Raw genomic sequence first — 21,175 nt, 5'->3', positions numbered from 1 at the left:
GTACGAGCAAATTTAGCAAAAAAAAGCCCCGGACCCGGGGCCTCTTCCAACTTCTAACAGCCTACAGTCTACTTCCTACTGTCTACTGCCTACTGCCTACTTCCTACTTCTTACTTAACTTCGATCATCGGGCTCGTTTCGCTGAGCAAGTAGGTCCATTCCTCGCGAATCTTGTTGTATTCGGCCGGGTCGGCGTAAAGCGCGAAGGTGGTCCACTTGATGCTGTTCTTGCCGTCAAAATTCTTCTCGTAGCTCACGTAATCCGGGTCGCGGCTAAGCGGCTTCGGGCCGGTAATTTTGACCGTCTTGCCGCTTGCTGCCGTAACGCTTAATTTGTATGCAAACTGCGTTTCGTGAGGCATGCGAATTGGGTGGTGGCGCTTTGATACCTTCGGGAGCTTGAACAGGCTGCGTTCCCACACGTTCGGGAATCGGCCCTTGAGTTCGGAGCCGCCCTGGCCGAAGTATCCCTTGGAGGCGTAAGTCACAATCAGGGCGAGCGGCTTGTTGAATTCGGCGAGGTTCTCGATGCGGATGTTTCCGATGCTTACATCAGGAATGCCCGAGGCTAAGAAGTCTTCCATCAGCTTTTCCTGTTCCTTGGCGTCGCGGCCAAAGAAACGGTTACGCATGACGCTTGCGAACTTACCCTGCAAAGAAATCGAGTCGCGGAATTCGCAGGCACCGTCGTTTCCGATAAACAGGCGGTGTTCGATACCAATCTGGTGCTCTTGATTGTCTTCCAAAATCGGCGTGGTGACCACGTGGCTGCTGTCGTCGTTGATCACGAGCGCGACTTTGCCTTCCATGTCGAGCGGTACAGGGCGATCGTTGCCGGTTTTGTCGGTGGCATCGACCCAGCGTTCGGTGACTTGACCCTGCGCCGGAATGTAGAGAATCATGTGATTGAACTGCTGGATAGTCGGGAGACCGGCAAAGCCTTCTTCGGTCAGGTGGATGGCTGTGAGATAGCTCTTGACGCCGATGGATTCAAGCATTTCCTTGAGCAAAAGCGCCATGTCCTTGCAGTCGCCCTGGTGCTTTTTGAGCGTTACTTCGGCGGTTTGCGGAATCAGGCTGTGGCCACCGAATCGAATGTCGCGGTAGCGAATATCGTGGCGTACAAAGTTCACGATGGCCTTGACGGCGTTGTCGTTTGCCTTGCTGCCGCGGACTTCGCGGGCTTTTTCACGCACGCTCACGGCTTGCTTGAACTGGTGCTTGATCAGGTTCTGGTAATCTTCGCCCACGTTCTTCCATTCTTGCTTGCCGGTGAGCATCAGGCCTGCGCCAAAGTCGCGGTACACGGGCATGTAGAGTTCCTTGCGAATAATGACTGGGTTCTCGATTTTCCATTCGATGCCGCCCTTGATGGCCTTCTTTTCGAGCGGGCCGTATTCTTCGGTCACAAAACGGGCGGTATCGGCGTAAATGCGGAAGCTGGACTGGCCCACAGGAACGTCCTTGCTGCTCACGAAGTCGGTGTAGGGGATCATGCCCTTATTTTCGATGTTGGTGCGGCTGAACTGCAGGTAAATAAAATCGCCCGGCTCCAGTTCCGAGAGCGGGAAATGCGCCGTCTGCGATTCGTTCTGGCCGCCGATTTCGGTGGCGTAGGTAATGTAGGCGCCGTTCAGGTTCGCCTTCTGCTTCAGGTTCCAGTTGCTATCGTAGACTTCGAGGGCGTTCAGGTAAATGCGGTCGAATCCCGGCAAGAAGTCGAAAGTGAATTCGCGATAGATGGCGGCGCCGCGAATGTCGAGGATTTCCATGAGCATTTCGTCGGTGCGGACCCAGTTTGCGCCCTTTTCGGCTTTCAAGGTCTGCTTGTTGTAATGCACCACGGCGGGAAAATCGCCTTCGGTGCCCTGCTTCTTGGCGCTTTCGCTGAGGAGTCCCTTCAGGTTCTTGGTGCGTTCTTCCACCGGCGTAATCGGCTTTTGCAGCGTGCGGTTGTCCGCCTTGCCGAGGAATGCCTTCGTGGCTGAGAGGAAACTCTTGGCGTCTTCGTTATCGGGCTTTAAGGCGAGCGCCTTGGTGAGCGACTTTTCGGCGTCGCGGTAGTTGCGGCTGTAGAAGAGAATCTTGCCCTGCGTGGTCCAAATCTTGTAGTCGTTACGGTCCTTGGCCAAGGTTTCTTCGCTAATGGCGCGGGCTTCTTCGTAGCGGCCAAGGAACATGAGGGCATCCATCAAGGTGCTTCCGAGTTCCACGCTCATGCCAAAGCGGCGGCGCACCTGGTAAAGAATGTCGACGGCTTCGGCGTACTGGTCAAGGCCCATGTAAGTTTTCGCGAGGTAGACGCCCAGGCGGCTGCTTGGCTGCGTATCGTAAAGGCGTTGCACGACCACCAGCGACTGGTTGCGCTGACCGAGTCCCCAGAGGGCGTCGCTCAAGTTGATTACGTATTCCGGATTGTTCGGCGTGTAGCGGAGGGCTGCTTCGGCACATTCGCGGGCGCGGCCGTAGTCGAACAGGGCTTCGTACATTTCGCCCAAAATCGAGAGCAGTTTGCCGTTCTTTTGCACCAGTTCGCGCTGGCTTTCAAAGTGGCTGATGCCCGGGCCGTAAAGTTCCTTCATCTGGTACACGAATCCGCAGTTGATCAGGTAGAGAGGCTCTTCGGGGTCCATGCGGTTTGCGCGTTCAAAGTAGCTGAGCGCCACCAGCGGCTGGTTTTCGAGCAGGCGCAGAATGCCTACCTGGCTCATGATGGCGGCGTTGAACTTGGCGAGCTTTTTGGCCGATTCGGGGTCGGCGGCTGCGTTTTTGGCGGCCGGATTTTCGCCGACGGTCAGGCCTTCGATACCGTGTTGCATGACCTTGGCGTACTTTTTCTTGTTCACGCCTTGGGTCCAGCTCACAATCAAGATTCCGCGGCCGTCGTCATAGAAATAGCGGCCTGTATAGTAGAAGTCGAACTTGTTGACCACGTGAGTCAGGGTAAAGTCCTGCGCGTAGCGGTCGCCGACCTTTTGGCGGTGCATTTCGAGCGTTGGATTGTTGGGGTCGACACCCAGGCGCACGAGCAGCACTTTGAACAAATCCTGCGAATTGACGGCGTCGCTTTCAACGGTTGCCCCGTAAACGAACAGCGAAACGTCTTCGGCCTTGTTGCTGAGCACCAGGTCCGGATCGTCGTTCTGGCGGGCGATACCTGTCCAGTGATGCCAGAGGGTGTCCTTGACGGCCCAGGTGTAGCCGAGCGTGGGGGAGTCAAAGCTTTGCACGTTATTCGGGGAAAGTTCCGGGCCTGCATTGGCGGTGGTTTCGCGCATGCTGAAGTTCGCGAAGAACTCCTTCCATTCGTTCTTGAGTTCGCCCGGCTGGAGCGGCGTGTCGGTGGCAGAAAGCGTGAGCGTGTACACGCGGCTCCCTGCGCCTGTTACAAAGCCGACGGCCTCGTAGGGGCTATCGTAGCGTTTGCCAGCAACGTCAAAGAATACGCCTGTACCGCCAAAGTTTTCTTCGGGGTAGGTCTCGGCGAGAGTCGCCTTCTTGCCGCTCGATTCAAAAGCCTGCATTTCCATCTGGGCGCGGTCCATGAGTCGCATGGGTTCGCCCTTCGGGAGTTCGATTTCGACCAGGACCGCGCGGCGTCCCGTGCTCGCGTTGTAAAATTCGTAGGGGACGCCGCTCTCGTGGGCGCTCTCATCGTCATCGCCCACGAGCGCCCAGTCACCTGCGGGCAGCGTAAAGCTGAATCCGTCGCTCCCGATAGCGCCGGGTGCGTTCTTGCGGGGGGAATTCGAGGCGCTGCCAGAAGGAGTGGCCGAGCTTTCGTCAAAATAGTCGTTGGTATAGCTCCCGGAATTAGCAGCCTGCGAACCTTCGGACTGCGGGTCCGATTCGGTCAGCGGCTTTCCGTTACCGGCGCAAGAAATTAAAGATGCAACAAATAACAGCCCAAACAGCGGGGCGCAAAAACTGGGGATACGACCAAATTTTTCAAACAAAGAATTGCTCATGATGACAAAAATAAAAAATCGCGACGCGTGAGCCCCGCCTTTCTATAGTCCAAAGTGGAATATTATGCGTCCATACCCAGCAGCTGCAGGTAGTTTCGTTTAGCGTAAAGAATTCGATGAATTTGAACGACTTTGTCCTTGACTACATAGAACATCAGGTAATTGTCAATAGGAATGACCCTGTAGCCGATAAGCTTTAATAGAGGGTCCTGATGAGAAGGTCGCGCAGATGGAAAACGTGAAATGGCGCGGGCTCTTAAGGCCTTGGGCGATTCTACGGAAAAAATCGTGGCAGTTTCTGGACTTACTCCGGCAGAAGTCGAAGCGCTATAACCTGGGGATTCCCCTCCCTTGATAGCTAAAATAGGCGTCTTTTACTAGATTTGCGAATATGGAATCTTACTTTTTTATCGGTGTTGCGGGCGTGGGCATGAGTGCCATCGCGCAGTATTTGGTTGGCAAGGGTGTTTCTATTAGCGGTTCGGACCGCCAGTTCGGTGTGGCAGAAAAGCCGCTTGTGATGACTCAGCTTGAAGAATGTGGCGTCAAGTGTTTTCCGCAGGATGGCTCGGGCGTCGTAGAAGGCTTGAATGCGGTGGTCGTGAGTACCGCTATTGAAGATACGAATCCGGACCTCAAGCGCGCCAAGGAACTGGGAATCCCGGTGATGCACCGCAGCGAGATGCTCGCAAAGATTTCTAAAGAGGCGAAGACTATCGCCGTTTCGGGCACCAGTGGAAAGTCCACCGTGACCGCTATGATTTACCATATACTGCAATATGCGGGTCTCCAGCCGTCGGTGATGACGGGAGCCGGCCTCGTGAACCTGCAGAAAGAAGGCAAGATTGGTAACGCCGTTTCGGGTAAGGGCGAATGGCTCGTGGTCGAGGCAGACGAAAGCGACGGAACGCTGGTCCGCTACGAACCTGAAATCGGCCTGATTCTGAATGTCGACAAGGACCACAAGGAAATGGACGAACTCCAGGAAATCTTCCTCAAGTTCAGCCACAATATCCTCGATAACGGCAAGATTCTGATCGTGAACGATGCGCACCCGCTGGCCAAAAAGTTCAGCGCCGGTCGCGAATTCGATTTTGGCTTTGAAAACTATGTGGGCGTGCAGGGTACGGATTTCAAGTCTGTGGGAACTTCTATCCAGTTCCGCGTGCGCCACAATGCAGAACTCGTGAAGTTCGTGGTGCCGCTCCCGGGCAAGCACAATATGGAAAACGCCCTGGCCGCAACGGCTGCCGCCCTCCGCGCAGGCGTTGCGCTGCATACTTGCGCCGACGCCCTTGCGACATTCCCCGGCGTGTTCCGCCGCCACCAGATTTTAGGGACTTTCAACGGCGTAACTCTAGTGGACGACTTCGCCCATAATCCGGCAAAGATCGCCGCAAGCATCAGGAGCGCCCAAGACTTTACCGAAGGCCGCGTCATCGCCTGGTTTCAGCCTCACGGCTTTGGCCCCACGCGATTCCTGCGCAAAGACCTTGTGGAATTTATCGCGAAGACGCTTCGCCCCAAGGACTTTGACGACGACCGTGAAAACGACGTGATGTTCTTCAGCGAAATCTACTATGCCGGCGGCACCGTCACCCGCGACATCAGCGCCGGTGACCTTGCCGACGACCTGCTCCTCAAGGGCTGCGAAGCCATCTACATCGCTGACCGCAACGAATGCGCCGAAAAGATGGTGGAATACGCCCAACCCGGCGACACGATTCTCTTGATGGGCGCGCGTGACCCGAGCTTGCAGAATTACGCTCAATATGTGCAGAAGTTACTCGAAGAAGAGTTAATGTAAGCGCACCCATCGCTGTGAGCTGAAAACGACTCGTATTGACGAGTCGTGTCAGCGAGAGAATCGGCGTTGGGGAAGTCCCTTGTTGATTCTAGCCGATTCGGTCTTTATAGGGTGCGCGAGATCCGAGCTTGCAGGCCTTTGCGCAACATGTGCAACAATTATTAGAACAAGAAATCATGTAATTCTTGTAAATTATAACACTTCAAAAACTGTGATTTTCAAGTCACAGTTTTTTTGTTGTGAGGATAAATAGTTAAAAAGAACAAATGTTCTTCATCGACAAGGTCCTGGCTGCGTCGGCCACGCCTTATAAACACTCATGCTTACTCATGCAATGCAAGCTGCCGCCTTCTTCAATCACGGTGCGGCAGTCCAGCCCGATGACCTTGCGGTCGGGGTACACGCTTTCAAAGTAGCGTTTGGCGACAGCGTCGTTCGGCGACTTGTACTTCGGGAAAATGAGCGCCCCGTTTGCATAGATGAAGTTCATGTAGCTGGCCGGCAGAATCTGGCCATCGTCGAGTTTGCGCTGCGGCGGGAGTGGCAATGTATCGACTTTCGCCGACTTGCCGTAATGGCTCTTGAGCCAGGTTTCGATCAAGTACTTTGCTTCGGTCAGAATAATATTGTTCGGGGAACGCTTGTCGGTGGCTTCGCACATCACGATGCGGTCCTTCGCCACGAAACGCGCCACGTTGTCGATGTGTCCGTCGGTGTGGTCGCCGTGTAAACCGTGGGGGAGTACCAGTATGTCGCGGAGCCCGAATGCCTTGCAAAGAGCCTTGACGACATTCTTTATGTCCTTCGCATCGTTGCGGTTCTTGCCCGTCAGGCAATCCAGCGTGGTAATGCCGAGACCGTCGCCGTTGACTTCGATAGCGCCGCCCTCAAAAATGTACGGGACACTCACGCCTTTCTTGTATTCAAAAATGTCGGCAATGCGCGCGGGAATTTCGTTGTCGTTTTTCCAAGGCGGAAACTTTGCGCCCCAGGCATTAAAGACCGTCTCCGAAACAATCGTTTCTTTTCCCTTCTTCAAGAAGAACGGACCGTAATCGCGAATCCAGATGTCATCTGTCTTGATGGTAAAGAAACTGGCCGGATAGGGGCGGTCGGCAACGGCAATTTTTTCTTCCGTCGTCAAAAAATCCTTTTTAGGAACCAGCACGTTCACAGGTTGAAATTCGCTAATCGTGCGAATCAAATTGATATAGAACTTGCGGATCATTTCTCCGCGTTCACCGTACCAGTTCTTTTTGTTGTGGGGGAATGCGAGCCACGTGGCGGCCTGTTCTTCCCATTCGGCGGGGTATCTTACAGAAGTCTTTGCCATAAAAGCATCTCTCGTCTTTCGTCTGTAGGGCGAAGCCCGTTCTACTTATCGCACCAAATCTTGAGAATGTCGCCGTAAAGGTCTACGCGTCGGTCCCTGAAATGCGGCCACCAGCGACGATTTTCTTCGGTTTCCTTCAGGTCAATTTCTACAATGCTTGCACCCGAGAAATCGGTGTCGCACTTGTGAATCAAGTAGCCATCGGGAGCGGCCACGAAAGACGTTCCCCAGAAGGTGAGTTCGCCTTCGGTACCGATACGGTTTGCCGAAAGCACGAAGGTGCGGTTCGCAATGGCGTGCCCGCGCATCACCGTGACCCAGCTGTCCTGCTGGCGCGGGTAGATTTCCTTGGGTTCCGATTTCATCCAGCCGATGGCAGTGGGGTAGATCAGAATGTCTGCGCCCTTCAGGCTCATAATGCGGGCCGCTTCGGGGAACCACTGGTCCCAGCAAATCAGCACGCCGAGCGTACCGGCGCTCGTCTTGATGGGTTCAAAACCGGTGTCGCCCGGAATGAAGTAATACTTTTCATAGAAAGCCGGATCGTCGGGAATGTGGCTCTTGCGGTAAAGGCCTGCAATCGAACCGTCGCGTTCAAAAACGAAGGCGCTGTTATGGTATATGCCGGGAGCGCGCTTCTCGAAGAACGGGAAAACGATGACTGCATTGATTTCTTTTGCAATATCCTGCCACTGCTTGACAATATCGCTATCCTTTTCGATAGCCATGTCAAAAAAGTCGGCGTTTTCCTCGAACGGGAAATACGGCGTGTGGAACATTTCGGGGAGAACGACCAGGTCGATTCCCTTGCCCTTGAGCGCAAGCGCCTGGTCCACGTACCACTGGTTATTGGTTTGGCCGTTGCCCGTCCACTTGCCCTGCAGTGTTGCTGTCTTGATTTTGTTCATGGTCCAAATTTAGATTATTATTGTTCAATTTCAAGAACCAATAGTCTTCACTATTGATAGAACTTGCATTTAAAATCGGATCGTTTTCCGGATCAATCATAATTACCTCAATGTATCGCGGACAAAGCCATCTTCAGAAGTTTCGTCGAATACTTCGAATGTGCCCGAACCAATTACGGCTCCATTCTTGTAGGCAACCTCCACACGATATTTGCCGGCAGGAATATTCTTTTTGCGAGTGAATGTCCTAAAACCTGATTCGCGGCCTCCGTTTAGCGTCATGCGTCCCGAAGAAATGCGGTCGACCACCAGATATTTTCCGGTTTTCGGGTCCTGGTGATACCACAGGTATTCCAGTTCGGCCTTAAGCTTTGCCGGTGCATAGATCGAAGTCAAAAAATAGACTTCATTGTTGTCGCTGCGGTGCACGCTCGGAATTTTAAGCCCGACCTTTTGCAGAAAACTCGGAGCGTCGATGTCGCAGCTGTAGCTTTCTTTGTCGAAGTTTTGGCATGCAATCTTTTGCTTGAGCACGAGCGGCACCGGGGGAACCCAGTTCATGATATAGGCAACGATCAGGAAAATGCTGATGATGGCCGGTGCGATGAGAATTGTTTTCTTGCGGTGTGAGATTTTCCAGATCATAATGCACATGCCAAAAGAGAGCAGCGTGCTTAAGAAGAACCAAATAAATCCTATGTGGTGAACCAGGTGCGGAATCGCGAAGTTCATGAACATGGTGCCCAGCAGGCAGAAGAACGCGAGGCTTACGCCAAAGCTTTCGTATTTTTTTTGCAAGAATTCGTTACCCACAAGCAAAATAGCAAGCAAAATCACCAGCAAGAAAGAAGCTAACGAACCGCTGCTCTTGAAGTAGCAGACCACGAGGGCACTGAACAGGCCGCCGAAGCAGAACTGGACTGCCCAGGTGAATCGCTGCTTCCAAGCTTTGCTCCATTCGCGGTCCAAAAAGCGATGGTGCACGACAATTGCGTTTTCGGGAATGGCGGTCGATTCGTAACCGACGTTCTTGGCGAACTTGCTAGCGGCATCTTTTGCCTTGACGGCGGCATCCTTTGCTTCGTTGGCGGCTCGGTTTGCTGCTTCCTTTGCCTTTGCCGAGGCGAGCGCTGCTGCTTTGGCTGTGGCTTCTTTAGCTTCTTGGGCGGCACGATTTGCGGCTTCTTTTGCGCGGGCGGGCGTTTTTTCTGCGATGAATGCGGCGGCCCTTCTAAAACGAGATTCTTCCGTCTTTATTTCGGGATCGGCTATAGATTCCTCGACGGGGTTCAGAACAGGCTTTTCGGCCGTTGGTTCAACTTGCTTTGCCGATTTTTGGACGGGAGCCGTTTGCGGAGCGGCTGTTTTTGCTACAGCGGGCTTCGCTTGCGCCTTGGCGAGCGCCTGCAGACGTTCCTTGGTCCAGCCTTCAGGGTGTTCCAACTGCGCCGAAAGCAAGATTACCAGAATAAGAGCGCCGGTGTAGTAGGCCAGCAAAATCAGAATATCGGAGCCATAAACCATCTGGCCTAGCGTAATGGAATCCCAAGCAAAACCGCCCAAAAAGGCTATAGCCGGAAAAAACTTCTCTAATTTCTGAACAGCGGGTTTTTCCCGCAATTTTTCAACGAATTGCATACCCATAAAATAAAAAAAATACGGCCAATGGGCTAATATTAATCGGAGCACAGGTTACCATATCAAAAAGTTTGAATTTTTTAGTCAAAATGGAATTATGAAGGAGGAAATCATGAAAAAAATGATTTCATTGGCAATTGCCTTATTCTTTGCCACCACTGCTCTTGCGCAAGAAGTGTATGTACCTTCGCAAGACATTTCAGAAACAGTCAAGACGGGTGCTCTTAAACAGACTGTGATGGTGGGCGACAATATTAAAGAAACAAAGATTGAGTACACCAAGGCTAAAGGCCTGCACAAAGCAGATGGCTTCACCCAGTTGGGCTTGACGGCCTCTTGCACCGCAAACGAATCTGAAAAAACAGTTGACTGTACGGTTTCCGGACAAATCAAACGGAATCTTGTTGTTCCCACAACAATCAACCCTTATATCATTATAGAAGATGAATATGGGAAAGTTGTCATTACGGAATTCACATTCAATTTAACAGCAAGGCCTACAACTCTTAAAATTATCAAGGGTGAAGCTAATCAGTCCGTAAAGGCTGGTGAAGCCATTTCGACCATTCAAATTGAATATTACGTCATCAAAAAATTCATTTACAGCGGTAAGCCTACAGGAATCAACGTAGATAAGGATAATGAAAACCAAATCATTACTGTTAGCGGGAAATTCCCGGAAAGCACCATACCTAACGTGTATAAATTTCATATTTATGGCGTAAAGGCCGAAAACGAAAAAGACACGCTTGATCTCCTGCTTACATTCGATGTTTCCACAGACAAGCCGGTTACGGTGAGCACTACCGAAAATAAAACGCAAAAAGTATTTGCCGGCGACTCCATCAAACCCGTCGTGTTCTCGTTTACGGGCGCAAATGATTATAAAATCATAACTGTTCCGCCTGGAAAATTTTCTTCATCAGCAGACGCTGACGACTTAACCGTAAAGGTTTGGGGCCTTGTTGCAAAAAATACACCTGATGGAATGTACACTATCGAAATTGAAGTTACTGATGGCAAAACCACCGCTAAAGCTCAAGCATCTGTTGAAGTAGAGAGCGAATCTTCTAGCAGCCAGAGCTCCAGTTCCGAAGAAGATCCTGAAAGTTCCAGCTCTGTCAGCTCCAGCTCTGAACAGACGGATCCCGAAAGTTCTAGCTCTGCAAAATCGTCTAGCTCTGAAGAAACCGTTTCTTCCAGCAGTAAAGAAACCTCTTCTAGCAGCGAAACGACGAAGCCCGCAAGCTCCAGTTCCGAAACGACGAAACCTGAAAGTTCTAGTTCTGAAAAGACTGTTTCTTCCAGCTCCGATAAGGCAGTTTCTTCTAGCAGCAAGGAAACTTCGTCCAGCAGCGAAACAACGAAGCCTACAAGCTCCAGCTCTGAAAAATCCACCTCCAAGAGCTCTAGCTCCGAAAAGGCCAAGAGTTCTAGCTCGACAGACGAAAGCAGCTCCTCCAGCAAGAAGGGGAAATCTTCCAGCAGCGAAAAGTCTTCAATTGTCGCTACTGTCGTGCCGAGTTTCGAATTCGGTTTCGTCAACAACGAACTGACGGTTGTGCTGCCGAAGCCCGCAATGCTTCGCGTACAGGTGTTCGATATGATGGGCCACAGGGTTGAAACCTTCGCCGAATCGGTGATTTCTTCCAAGAGCTTCAATCTCGCTCACCTGAACATGGGGAACTACGTGGTGCGCATTGAAAGTGAGCGCTACGCCCGTACCGCTAAGATTCTGGTGAAATAGTCCAAATTCCAAGCCAAGATAAATAAAATGAGACCCTACGGGGTCTTTTTTTTGTTGTGCAAAAAAAAAGAATAAGATAATTCTAAATTCAGTGGTGAGTATGAGAAAATTGTTACTAACTAAAGTCATCTTTGTCCTTTTGCTGTTGAGCAGCACAGCTTGGTCTATCTCTTGTATATCTGGAAGCGAAGGAGGTCTTCTCAGATCTTATGAAAAAGATCATCATAGAATAGTATCCCTTGGTGGAGGATCGTTTGACCGTAATTGTAGAGATAATAGTATTACGGCAAAACCTTCGGCAGGATATCGTTTTGATAAGTGGACAATGCTCGATGGAAGTTCAAATTGCAATATTATTAATCCATATGATAAGTCAACAAGTTTTAGTTTAGCTGAAGGTGGTTTCTGCGATATCACTGTTAGCTTCGTAAGGACTCCAACACTGACCATTGGCACTGCCACTGGCGGCTCAATTTCACCCTCTTCCCCCAAAACAGTCGATGCGGGGACAAAGGTGAAAATCACGGCTACTCCCGACAATACCCATGTCTTTGTCACGTGGAGTAAGGCTACCAATTGCCCCATCGAGAATAGAAGTGCAGCAACCACCTATGTGACGGTTAACGATGATTGCACCATTAGGCCTTCCTATTACAAGTTCTACGAGCTCACGATTACTGCGGGGACTGGCGGAACAACTACCGAAACGACCAAGAGAACGTATTCGGGCGGTTCGGCTGAGGTCAGTGTTACGGCAAAACCTAATAGCGGTTACCGTTTCGACAAGTGGGTCAAGGTATCAGGCGGTAGTGCATGTTATGTTATTGATGGAACTTCCGCAACCACGAATGTTCACGTTCGTGAAACCTGTAAGATAAGGGCCGATTTTGTGCGTACCTACGAACTGAAACTTGTCGCGGGGACCGGCGGGTCAACGAACTTTACGTCTAAAACCGTAGATACCGGTTCAAAGGTTGACATTTCGGCATCTATTTCTCAATACGGCTACCGTTTCGACAAATGGACGTCCTCTAGTACCAGCTGTACTATCGCAGATCCGACCGACTCTTATACGAAGGTGACTGTCAAAGGCAACTGCACCGTAACGGCAAGCTTCCTGCAAACAAACACCTTCGCAATAGGCCCGAACATAGCGGATGCCGGAACAACTTCTCCGTATGGTTACCTGACTGTTGACAAGGGTTCTTCGAAATCGATTACAGCCACTCCCAACACTAGCTATCGTTTTGATAAGTGGACCTCTGACAGTGAATCTTGCGTCATAGCCGACATAGCCAGCGCATCGACATCTTTAAAGGTGTCTGGTGAATGTAACGTAACCGCAAATTTCATTAAGACGCAACAGCTGACGGTATCCGCCAGCACGGGTGGGAGCGTATCTTCTGCAGGAACAAAAACTGTAGATTACGACTCTGACAATGCTATAACCGCTACACCTGATTCCAGCTACCGCTTCGACAAGTGGACTTCTGACAATGCGTCTTGCGTCATCGCCGACACAGCCAGCGATTCAACTACTGTAAGTGTTTCTGCCGATTGCAATATAACGGCAAATTTCGTCAAGATCCAGTATATAGATGTATTCGCCGGCACAGGAGGCACCACCTCTCCGTCAACATATATGTCAATCGATTCGGGGGCAACTCTTCAAATAACGGCTACACCTGATTCCAGCTACCGCTTTGACCAGTGGACCTCTGACAATGCATCTTGCGTCATCGCCGACACAGCCAGCGATTCAACCTCTGTAAAGGTGTCTGATGATTGCAGCGTGAAAGCAACATTTGTAAAAACATACACCTTCTCTGTTCGTGCAAATATAGACGCTGGCGGAACAGTTTCTCCGGATGAGAACCAAACTGTCGACAATGGCTTCCGGAATTCGATTTCTGCCACACTCAATTCTGGCTATCGCTTTGACAAATGGACATCCTCCAGTAAGTCTTGCGTTATATCCAAAGCAACCAGTATGTCGACTTCTGTAAAGGTATCTGATGATTGTAAAGTTACCGCTAATTTCGTCAAGACACAAAACGTGACAATTGCTGGCGGTACGGGCGGCCTCGTTAAATCTCCTGGAAGCAGAACTGTAGACATAGACACAAAAGTTAGCCTTAGCGCCGTTGAAGATACAGGCTATGTCTTTGACAAGTGGGTTTCGACTTCGAAAAAATGTATTGTCGCAGAACCTGCATCTTTGTCTACTACTGTAAAAGTCGGTGACGACTGCTCCGTGACGGCGAACTTTGTCAAAGTGGAATACGTGTTCCTTGAAGAGGACTTTGTCAGGGATATCGATTCCGTAGAAACGACGGAAGTGGATTTTGCCTTCAGCCTGAATACGGTAAGTCCCACTTACAGCAAGATAGACACCATCACGGTGGCTCTGTTTACGGACCTGGAGGATACCTTATGGGTGCCCGCCATCGAGACGGACGTTCATTCGGGCGAGTTCGAGGGCCGAGGCTCCTTCAGGTATGTGACTAGCACCGAAGACCAGAAGGACGATGTGCTGGATGCCGCAATGGATTTGGATGCCGACGCCAACCGTGCGGTCATCCGTATGCAGATAGGCAAGGACAACTCTGCCTTGGATAGCCGAGATTCCATCGTGGTGTTCTATGAGTTCATTCCTGCGGTTTCTGCAGAAATCCAGGACCAGGATCTGGATGGCCGCGCCGACTTTGTGCGCGTGCATTTCGCAAAGTCCATTCTCCATGAACAGCTAAAGATTGATACATTGTTCTGGGGAGAATCCGAAGATGATGGTCGCGAAGTGGCCAGCCGGGACATGGAGATCTCCGAAGATGGCGATTGGATCTATGCAGCACTAGAAAGCCCCTTTGAATACGGTGTTACCGCCGTGGATTCTACGGGCAAAAAATTTGTCAAGATTTCCAGGAATACGTCTTCTGCAATCCAGAAGGTAACTCTATCCGACAAGGTTGGCCCCGTGCCCGTGCGTGCGGAAAAACACCCCGGCGTAATAAGGGACAAGGATTACCTGAATGGAAAGGCGGATATCCCGCCGGATACATTGGTGGTGACCTTGTCTGAACCCGTAAAAATTCCAGGCGGAGCCAAAGCATTCGACAAAAAACGCAGTGCTTGGAGCAATATGTTCCAGTATGCAGAATCCTGCGACAACGGCAAGATGCATCCAGTTTCCCTCGAACAAAGTCCAAAGCTGGACAAGTCCGGTAAGGTCTGGACCATGGTGATTCCGCACCAAGTCAATATCCACGTGGGGCATTGCCTCATGACGAATCCTGAAGCCCCCTTCCAGGATGCAGCTGGCAATGCACCGGCCATTGGCGGAGTCTCTATAGAAGGCGACGATGGCGATATCTATATCTATACCTTCAAGGGCGCTCCTGCAGTAGCCCGTGGCAGCAAGTCTGCCGTCAAGGTGGAAGCTAGGCTGAGTTACAAGGCTAAAGTGACCATTTTTAGTAATCTCGGGAACGTTGTTGCGCAGTTCAACAAAAAAAATGAAGAAGGCCTTAGCTTCATTGAATGGGATCAGCGAACCATGGACAACCGCCTAGCCGGAACAGGTGTTTACATCTGGAAAATCCAGTTCAAGTTCGCGGATGGTCACAAGGAGACCCGGTCCATCCGTACGGGTATCAAACGCTAGTAACTATTCTTCGTCTTCAGGAGTCGTGCCCTCGTTGGGCACGTAGTTATGCTTGTGTGTGATTTCGAAGCTCCAGTAGCATGAAGCACCAAATCTGCCCGAAGAGAATCTATAAGACAAGTCTTTCTTTTCGAAACTTTTCTCGAGGCTTGTAAAGGTGTAGCTAAATTCAAGACCTACGCCTGGGGCATAATGGAATCCGACGCCCGCATCGACCATGAAATTTTTTGGCTTTTCCCACCAGGCACTAGCGGTAGTTGCCGGCAAGAGCCAGCCTGCGCGCAGCGTCCCGTAGGGTGCGATATCTTTAAAGCTTTTCGTAGATCTCAGGGAAAGCGCCCCCCATATGGGAATAGTGCTTGGCGTCAGTTTCAGTTTGTCTTTCCTCTGAGCATTCATAAAGCCGATTCCGCCACCGAAGTAGAATGGAGAAGATTCCTTTTCGGCTAAAAATTCTGCGCCAACTTCGCCTGTAAAACCGGTGCTATACTCTGTTTTGGAATTGCCCCCGTCAAGGACCCTCGAAACGTTTACGTCTGCGGGAAGAAATCCGCGTAGAAACGGGTGAATTTCAGAGGAGTTTGCATTTACCAAGAATAAAGCACAAGTTAACAGGGTAGCGCGAATTTTCATGCTCGCGAATATAGAAAACTTGAGTATTCTTCAGTTTGGCTGCCCAACGAAATTAATTAATTGTAAAAATATGCATTTTTGCTTGCTTGAACCCGAAAATATCACTTGCTTTTTTGTGCAGTTATACTTATATTTAGTGAACAAAGGTGCAACTAAACAAAAAGGCATTTATGGACATTCGCGAAAAGTTGAATATTCTTTCGGCCGCGGCCAAGTACGACGTGTCGTGTTCTTCGAGCGGATCTAAGCGACAAGCCCCCAAGGGCGGGCTCGGGAGTGCCTGTAGTGCAGGAATTTGCCACACTTGGTCATCAGACGGGCGATGCATTTCGCTTTTGAAGGTGCTCATGAGCAACGCCTGCAAGTACGATTGCGCCTATTGCATTAACCGCCGCAGTAACGATATCCCTCGGGCCACGTTCACGCCCAAGGAACTCATCAACTTGACGCTGGAATTCTACCGGCGTAATTATATAGAGGGACTTTTCTTGAGTTCTGCGGTGGTGGGCAGTCCTGACCGCACCATGGAAATGCTGATTCAAGTCGCCAAGGAACTGCGCATCGTCCACAAATTTGGCGGTTACATTCACCTGAAGGCAATTCCCGGTGCAAGTCGCGAGCTTTTGTACCAGGCGGGGCTTTATGCCGACCGCAGCAGCGTGAATATCGAGATCCCGACCGACAGGGCGTTGCAATACCTCGCCCCCGAAAAGAACCACGCCTCCATTATGACGCCCATGAACTTTCTTGCTGAAAAAAAGCTGGAATACAGGGCTGACCGTTCCCGCTATTCGCCCAAGTTCTTGCCTGCGGGGCAAAGTACCCAGATGATCGTTGGGGCGGCGGGGGAGACCGACTTGCAGATTCTCACGCTTTCGAACAGCTTCTATAGGCAACAGCAGATGAAGCGCGTCTATTTTTCGGGCTATGTGCCGCTGAATGCCGACAAGCGGCTTCCCGCGCTCACGACGAAACCGCCTCTTGTTCGTGAACACAGGCTTTACCAGGCGGACTGGCTAATGCGTTTCTACAAGTTCGGCTACGACGAAATTGTTGATCCGTCGAATCCGAATCTTGACCTGGAATTGGATCCGAAGTCGGCGTGGGCGCTTAGGCATCCGGAGTTTTTCCCAGTAGATATCCAGACGGCTGACTACGAGATGCTCCTTCGCGTTCCGGGCATAGGTGTCAAGTCGGCCCAGCTGATCGCTTCGGGGCGCAGGTTCTCTAAAATCCGCCTGGAACACCTGAAAAAGATGGGAGTTGCGCTGAAACGCGCCAAATACTTTATTTACCATCCCGATACTCCTGCATGTCTGCGGCGACTGTACCCTGAAATGGTGCGGCCCCTGTTGTTGCCCAAGCCGCAGTCCTTGCAGCTGGACCTGTTCAGTTCACCGCAGCCATTGTCTTTGCCTGCGTAAATTTCCGCCTGTTCTCGGCGAGCTCTGAATGGGCCGCGAGAAAGGCGAACGAGGAACATATGTCTCTTTCCATATCTTACGATTCTTCTTTTGACGGATTCTTGAGCGTTGTCTTTGAAATCTACCGGCAGCATCTTGATGTCGGCGAAATCCGCTCGGACCGCAGTACGGCCCCTTGCAACCTTTTTATGCAGCCGTTTCGCGTAGAAACTTCCGCTGAATCGGCCCAGCGTCTTAGACGGGCCATTGTCAACCAGGCGAGCGCCGAGATCCTGGAGCTGCTCCGTGTCGTCCTGTGCTCCGAAGAAGATGGTGTAGAAATGAAAATTCTTGCCTATCTCCGGAAGGTTTTCGACGGCAAGGATCCGCATTATGCGAAGAATCCGACTTCCGACGAGATGCTTCCGCTGTACATGATTGCCCGTGCCGTCCGCCGTGAAGAAGGCGGCATGCTGGGCATGCTGCGGTTCGATCGAACCGCCGACGGCACCTATTTTGCAGAAATCGAGCCAAAATACAACATCCTCGGTATGATGGTTGGGCATTTTAGGGGGCGCTTTGCGAATGAACGCTGGGCAATCTATGATTCGAAGCGCGGTTTTGGTGTCTATTATAACGGACAGGACCCAGCCCAGGGCCCAGTTGAAATCACCATTCCGAACATGCAGCAGGTCAAGGCGGCCACCCCAAAAGACGACTTCGTTAAGCTTTGGCAGGATTACTACAAGTCGATTGCCATCAAGGAACGCGAAAATCCCCGCCTTTTACGGTCTTGTCTTCCGGTTCGTTACTGGAATCACCTGCCCGAGCGGCAAATTGCCCCCAGTTGGACGTAAAATGAGATTGTCACAACCTTTTTTTTGATGTTTTTTGGAAAAAATACGCCTATTTCAATAAATAATTGTATTTTTCTTTTGTAATAAATGGAGATTATGATTATATGAATATGGCTTCTGCAAAACCGGGATTTTTTGTACAAGATCGTTTTCTATACAGCAAAGACAATGAGAAGGTTGTCCTCCGCGGCATCAACCACATGTTCATATGGACCGACCGAGAAGGAAAGACGATCCCGGAAATTGCAAAAACTGGCGCCAACTGCGTACGAATCGTCTGGAACACCCGTGGACGCGTCAGCGATCTCGACAACATTATCACGCAGTGCATTTCGAACGGAATGATTCCCATTCCCGAAATCCATGACACGACAGGTAACTGGGATCGCCTTGTTGAAGCCATGGAATTCTGGCTCCGCGACGAGATGCTGCAGGTCATTTCAAACCATCAGCAGTACCTGATTGTGAACATCGGTAACGAACCGGGGGCCGAGTCGATGGATTCCGACGATTTCTTTACCGCCTACAATGCTATTATTACGAAAATGCGAGCTTCGGGCGTTCGCGTGCCCCTGATGATTGACGCTGACCAGTGGGGTCAAAGCGAAAAGAACCTGCTCGAAGTGGGCCCCAGGCTTTTGCAGGCGGACCCTGAACACAATCTGCTTTTCTCGATACACATGTGGTGGCCGTCGGAACGCCACGACCCGAAGGCTACTGGCTACGCGACCGTTCAGGAACGCATCACTGGCGTCCTTGAAGCTTCGGTCGAGAAAAAACTTCCGCTGGTGATTGGTGAATTTGCGCCCGTTGCGGCAGGAGGCATCAAGGAAATTCCTTATAAGTTTATCATGTCCGAAGCGGAACGCCTGAAAATCGGTTGGCTCGCCTGGAGCTGGGGGCCGGGCAATTCGGATAGCCCCGAAATGGACATGACCGTCCACAGTTCCTTCAATACCCTTGTAGGCTGGGGCAAGGAAGTATGCGTTGACAACCCGAACGGAATCCAGAACACAAGTGTCATTCCGAATTTTATTCAAGAAAAAAATTTTGACATCGGTTCGCAGGTCATGGGAACGAACCTGATCCAGAATGGCGATTTTTCCGAGGAAAATCCGCTGTCCAACTGGCAGGTGGATTTCTGGGGCGGCAAGGCCGATGTGAAGGTCAACGATGGCGTTGTCCGCTTTGACATCAAGAAGGCGGGCAAGGAATCTTGGAATCTGCAGTTCAAGCAGAAACTTTCACTCCGCGAAGGCGTTACCTATATTTTCAGCATGCGCGCCAAGGCAGACAAGCCCCGCACCTTGAACGTGAATATCAAGAAGGATGCCGAGCTGTACACGCCGTATGCCAACGGACGAATCCTGGACCTGAGTACCAGCTGGCAGAACTTCAGCTGGAAGTTTACCATGAAGGAGTCTTCCGACATGGAAGCTTTGCTGATTTACGACATGGGCGGCGTACCCATTTCCTGGGAACTCAGCGACATTTCGCTTGTGCAGGCCCGTAGCGTCGCCGATCGCCTGAACCGCACCTTCCAGCGCAATGTCCAGAAAAATTCCGGCTATTTCAATGCCCCGAATTCTCCCTGGGAGCTTCACCTGTATTCCTCGAAGGGCGAACTTTTGGAAATTCTCGACAAGGGGCGCGGCGGCGAAGGAATGCGCCAGTATCCGAAGATTGAACGCAGCGGCATCATGGTCGTCAAGGATATTTCCAAATAGACGGCAGACTGATGCGGTTGTGGCTAACTACATCTCCAGACAACTTTGCATCCGAGTTTGACGACATTGAGGCCATGTTTTCGCGTGGCCTAACTCGGCTTATTCTGCAGAAGCGGGGGCGTTCTGGTGGCTTCTATGCGACAGATGACGAATACGAACGGTGGCTTCTGTCGCTTCCGATGGAATGCCGCGACCGCATTTGGGTTCGTGGAACGCCCGACCTTGCGGAGCGCCTGGAAGTTCGAGGTTGCGTTACCGAAGCTTCATCGCTTGTGGGAAATGTTCCGGAGCGCTGGAAGCGCGTGAATACCATTGCTTTTTGCCGTCGTCCGGAAGAGCTGGGTACTTTGCCTGAATGGGTGTCTGGTGCCCTGGTTGGACCCGTATTTCAACCGCAGTCCGTTTACGAGCCGGTAGATTGTCTTGGTGCAGAAAGGGTAGGTGGACTACTGACGGGCGAGAACGGTGTGGCCTCGAATGTCCCGCAGCTCATTGTTTTTGGCGGGATTGACCAGGAAAACGTGGACGCAATAAAGCTTTTGCCGGTCCATGGAGTCTCAGTACTTGGTGGAATTTGGAATTATGCCGATCCGGTCAATGCGTTTATCAAGTTGCAGCGTGCTCTTGCGTAGAGTTGCGACGCGAGTTTTTGAGTTGTTTTTGCTATATTGCAACCATGCTTTACGGAATATGCTCTGACATCCATTCTAATGCGGTCGCTTTCGAAGCGGTTCTCGCCTCGATGAAGGACAATGGTGTAGATAGGAAAGTCTGTCTTGGGGACTTGGTCGGCTATGGTGCAGACCCCGATGAATGTGTGCGTCTTGCCCGGGACAACATGGATATATGCATTATTGGAAACCATGACAGCGTGGCCATCAAGCATGAATCGAGTGCCGGGTTCAACCCCTATGCCAAGCAGGCCATCGAATGGACCCAGAACCACTTGTCGGAAGATTCCGTCTCCTACTTGCGGGCACTCCCATACATCTGCGAAGAAAATGACATCTGCTTTGTGCACGCTTCGCCGCTTTCCCCGGCGGACTGGGTGTACGTGACCGAGCTAGAAGACGCTCTCGATGCTTTCGACCACTTTAAAGGCCGCTACTGCTTTGTGGGACACACGCATAGTCCGGTTATTGTCGCAAGCCGCCCGAACGCCATTCCGAAGATTCTTGACGAATATGAATACAAAATCGAGGATACGGAACGCCTGCTGGTGAACGTGGGCAGCGTCGGTCAACCGCGTGACCGCGACCCGCGCTCTTGCTGGTGCCTGCTGGATACCGAGACCAAGTGCGTGCGCCTGATTCGCGTGGACTACGACGTGTTTGAGACGCAGGAACGCATGAAAAAGGCGGGTATGCCGAGCTTCCTCATAGATCGTTTAAGCGTGGGAAGGTAGATAGCTGTGAGGTCGGTCCCCTTACAGGGGCCCTTTGAGGAGCGAGGTCGCTCGCAAAGGCTCGCTTTGAGGATGTAAGTAGGTTAAA

The 21,175-nt window shown here is 51.3% G+C and carries 14 protein-coding genes; 8 read left to right on the top strand and 6 right to left on the bottom strand.

Annotation, left to right across the window (positions count from 1 at the left end):
- Window positions 1-110 precede the first annotated feature (110 nt).
- Complete coding sequence (locus ACKI61_RS12785) at window positions 111-3,968, bottom strand: DUF3857 domain-containing protein (RefSeq protein ID WP_407458063.1); 3,858 nt, start codon at window positions 3,966-3,968, stop codon at window positions 111-113.
- 62 nt (window positions 3,969-4,030) lie between these two features.
- The gene (locus ACKI61_RS12780) at window positions 4,031-4,213 is read right to left on the bottom strand and encodes a type II toxin-antitoxin system RelE/ParE family toxin (RefSeq protein ID WP_407458073.1); all 183 of its coding nucleotides are present in this window, start codon (window positions 4,211-4,213) and stop codon (window positions 4,031-4,033) included.
- 146 nt (window positions 4,214-4,359) lie between these two features.
- Between ACKI61_RS12780 and murC the strand changes: the two genes are divergently transcribed.
- Complete coding sequence (murC, locus tag ACKI61_RS12775) at window positions 4,360-5,775, top strand: UDP-N-acetylmuramate--L-alanine ligase (RefSeq protein ID WP_407458062.1); 1,416 nt, start codon at window positions 4,360-4,362, stop codon at window positions 5,773-5,775.
- A 307-nt stretch (window positions 5,776-6,082) separates the two neighbouring features.
- On the opposite strand, the gene ACKI61_RS12770 is transcribed toward murC, so the two are convergent.
- The 3 genes from ACKI61_RS12770 to ACKI61_RS12760 all read right to left on the bottom strand — a co-directional run bounded on the left by ACKI61_RS12770 (window position 6,083) and on the right by ACKI61_RS12760 (window position 9,654).
- Entirely contained in the window at window positions 6,083-7,108 is a 1,026-nt protein-coding gene (locus tag ACKI61_RS12770) for an agmatine deiminase family protein (protein WP_407458061.1), read from the bottom strand.
- 41 nt (window positions 7,109-7,149) lie between these two features.
- Window positions 7,150-8,016, bottom strand: a complete 867-nt coding sequence (locus ACKI61_RS12765) for a carbon-nitrogen hydrolase (protein ID WP_407458060.1) — start codon at window positions 8,014-8,016, stop codon at window positions 7,150-7,152.
- 102 nt (window positions 8,017-8,118) lie between these two features.
- Window positions 8,119-9,654 carry a DUF2914 domain-containing protein gene (locus ACKI61_RS12760; protein ID WP_407458059.1) on the bottom strand — a complete coding sequence of 512 codons (1,536 nt, stop codon included), beginning with the start codon at window positions 9,652-9,654 and terminating at the stop codon, window positions 8,119-8,121.
- A 112-nt stretch (window positions 9,655-9,766) separates the two neighbouring features.
- On the opposite strand from ACKI61_RS12760, the gene ACKI61_RS12755 reads away from it, so the two are divergent.
- The gene (locus ACKI61_RS12755) at window positions 9,767-11,401 is read left to right on the top strand and encodes a T9SS type A sorting domain-containing protein (RefSeq protein WP_407458058.1); all 1,635 of its coding nucleotides are present in this window, start codon (window positions 9,767-9,769) and stop codon (window positions 11,399-11,401) included.
- A 100-nt stretch (window positions 11,402-11,501) separates the two neighbouring features.
- Window positions 11,502-15,062 carry an InlB B-repeat-containing protein gene (locus ACKI61_RS12750; RefSeq protein WP_407458057.1) on the top strand — a complete coding sequence of 1,187 codons (3,561 nt, stop codon included), beginning with the start codon at window positions 11,502-11,504 and terminating at the stop codon, window positions 15,060-15,062.
- Window positions 15,063-15,065: 3 nt separating this feature from the next.
- Here the strand turns inward: ACKI61_RS12750 and ACKI61_RS12745 are convergent, their stop codons facing one another.
- Window positions 15,066-15,695: a hypothetical protein gene (locus ACKI61_RS12745; protein ID WP_088628353.1), complete on the bottom strand. Its 630-nt coding sequence runs from the start codon at window positions 15,693-15,695 to the stop codon at window positions 15,066-15,068.
- 170 nt (window positions 15,696-15,865) lie between these two features.
- On the opposite strand from ACKI61_RS12745, the gene ACKI61_RS12740 reads away from it, so the two are divergent.
- The 5 genes from ACKI61_RS12740 to ACKI61_RS12720 all read left to right on the top strand — a co-directional run bounded on the left by ACKI61_RS12740 (window position 15,866) and on the right by ACKI61_RS12720 (window position 21,087).
- Window positions 15,866-17,119 (top strand): putative DNA modification/repair radical SAM protein, encoded by a 1,254-nt coding sequence (locus tag ACKI61_RS12740; protein ID WP_407458056.1) that lies wholly within the window; start codon window positions 15,866-15,868, stop codon window positions 17,117-17,119.
- Between the two features lie 59 nt (window positions 17,120-17,178).
- The gene (locus tag ACKI61_RS12735) at window positions 17,179-17,955 is read left to right on the top strand and encodes a TIGR03915 family putative DNA repair protein (protein ID WP_407458055.1); all 777 of its coding nucleotides are present in this window, start codon (window positions 17,179-17,181) and stop codon (window positions 17,953-17,955) included.
- Window positions 17,956-18,059: 104 nt separating this feature from the next.
- Window positions 18,060-19,682 carry a cellulase family glycosylhydrolase gene (locus ACKI61_RS12730; RefSeq protein WP_407458054.1) on the top strand — a complete coding sequence of 541 codons (1,623 nt, stop codon included), beginning with the start codon at window positions 18,060-18,062 and terminating at the stop codon, window positions 19,680-19,682.
- A 74-nt stretch (window positions 19,683-19,756) separates the two neighbouring features.
- On the top strand, window positions 19,757-20,314 hold the full coding sequence (locus ACKI61_RS12725; protein ID WP_407458053.1) for a hypothetical protein: 558 nt from the start codon (window positions 19,757-19,759) through the stop codon (window positions 20,312-20,314).
- 44 nt (window positions 20,315-20,358) lie between these two features.
- The gene (locus ACKI61_RS12720; protein ID WP_407458052.1) at window positions 20,359-21,087 is read left to right on the top strand and encodes a metallophosphoesterase family protein; all 729 of its coding nucleotides are present in this window, start codon (window positions 20,359-20,361) and stop codon (window positions 21,085-21,087) included.
- The last annotated feature ends 88 nt before the right edge of the window (window positions 21,088-21,175 follow it).

It is taken from the genome of Fibrobacter sp. (assembly GCF_045601785.1).
GTDB lineage: Bacteria > Fibrobacterota > Fibrobacteria > Fibrobacterales > Fibrobacteraceae > Fibrobacter.
This window is presented reverse-complemented; position numbering and strand designations above follow the sequence as displayed.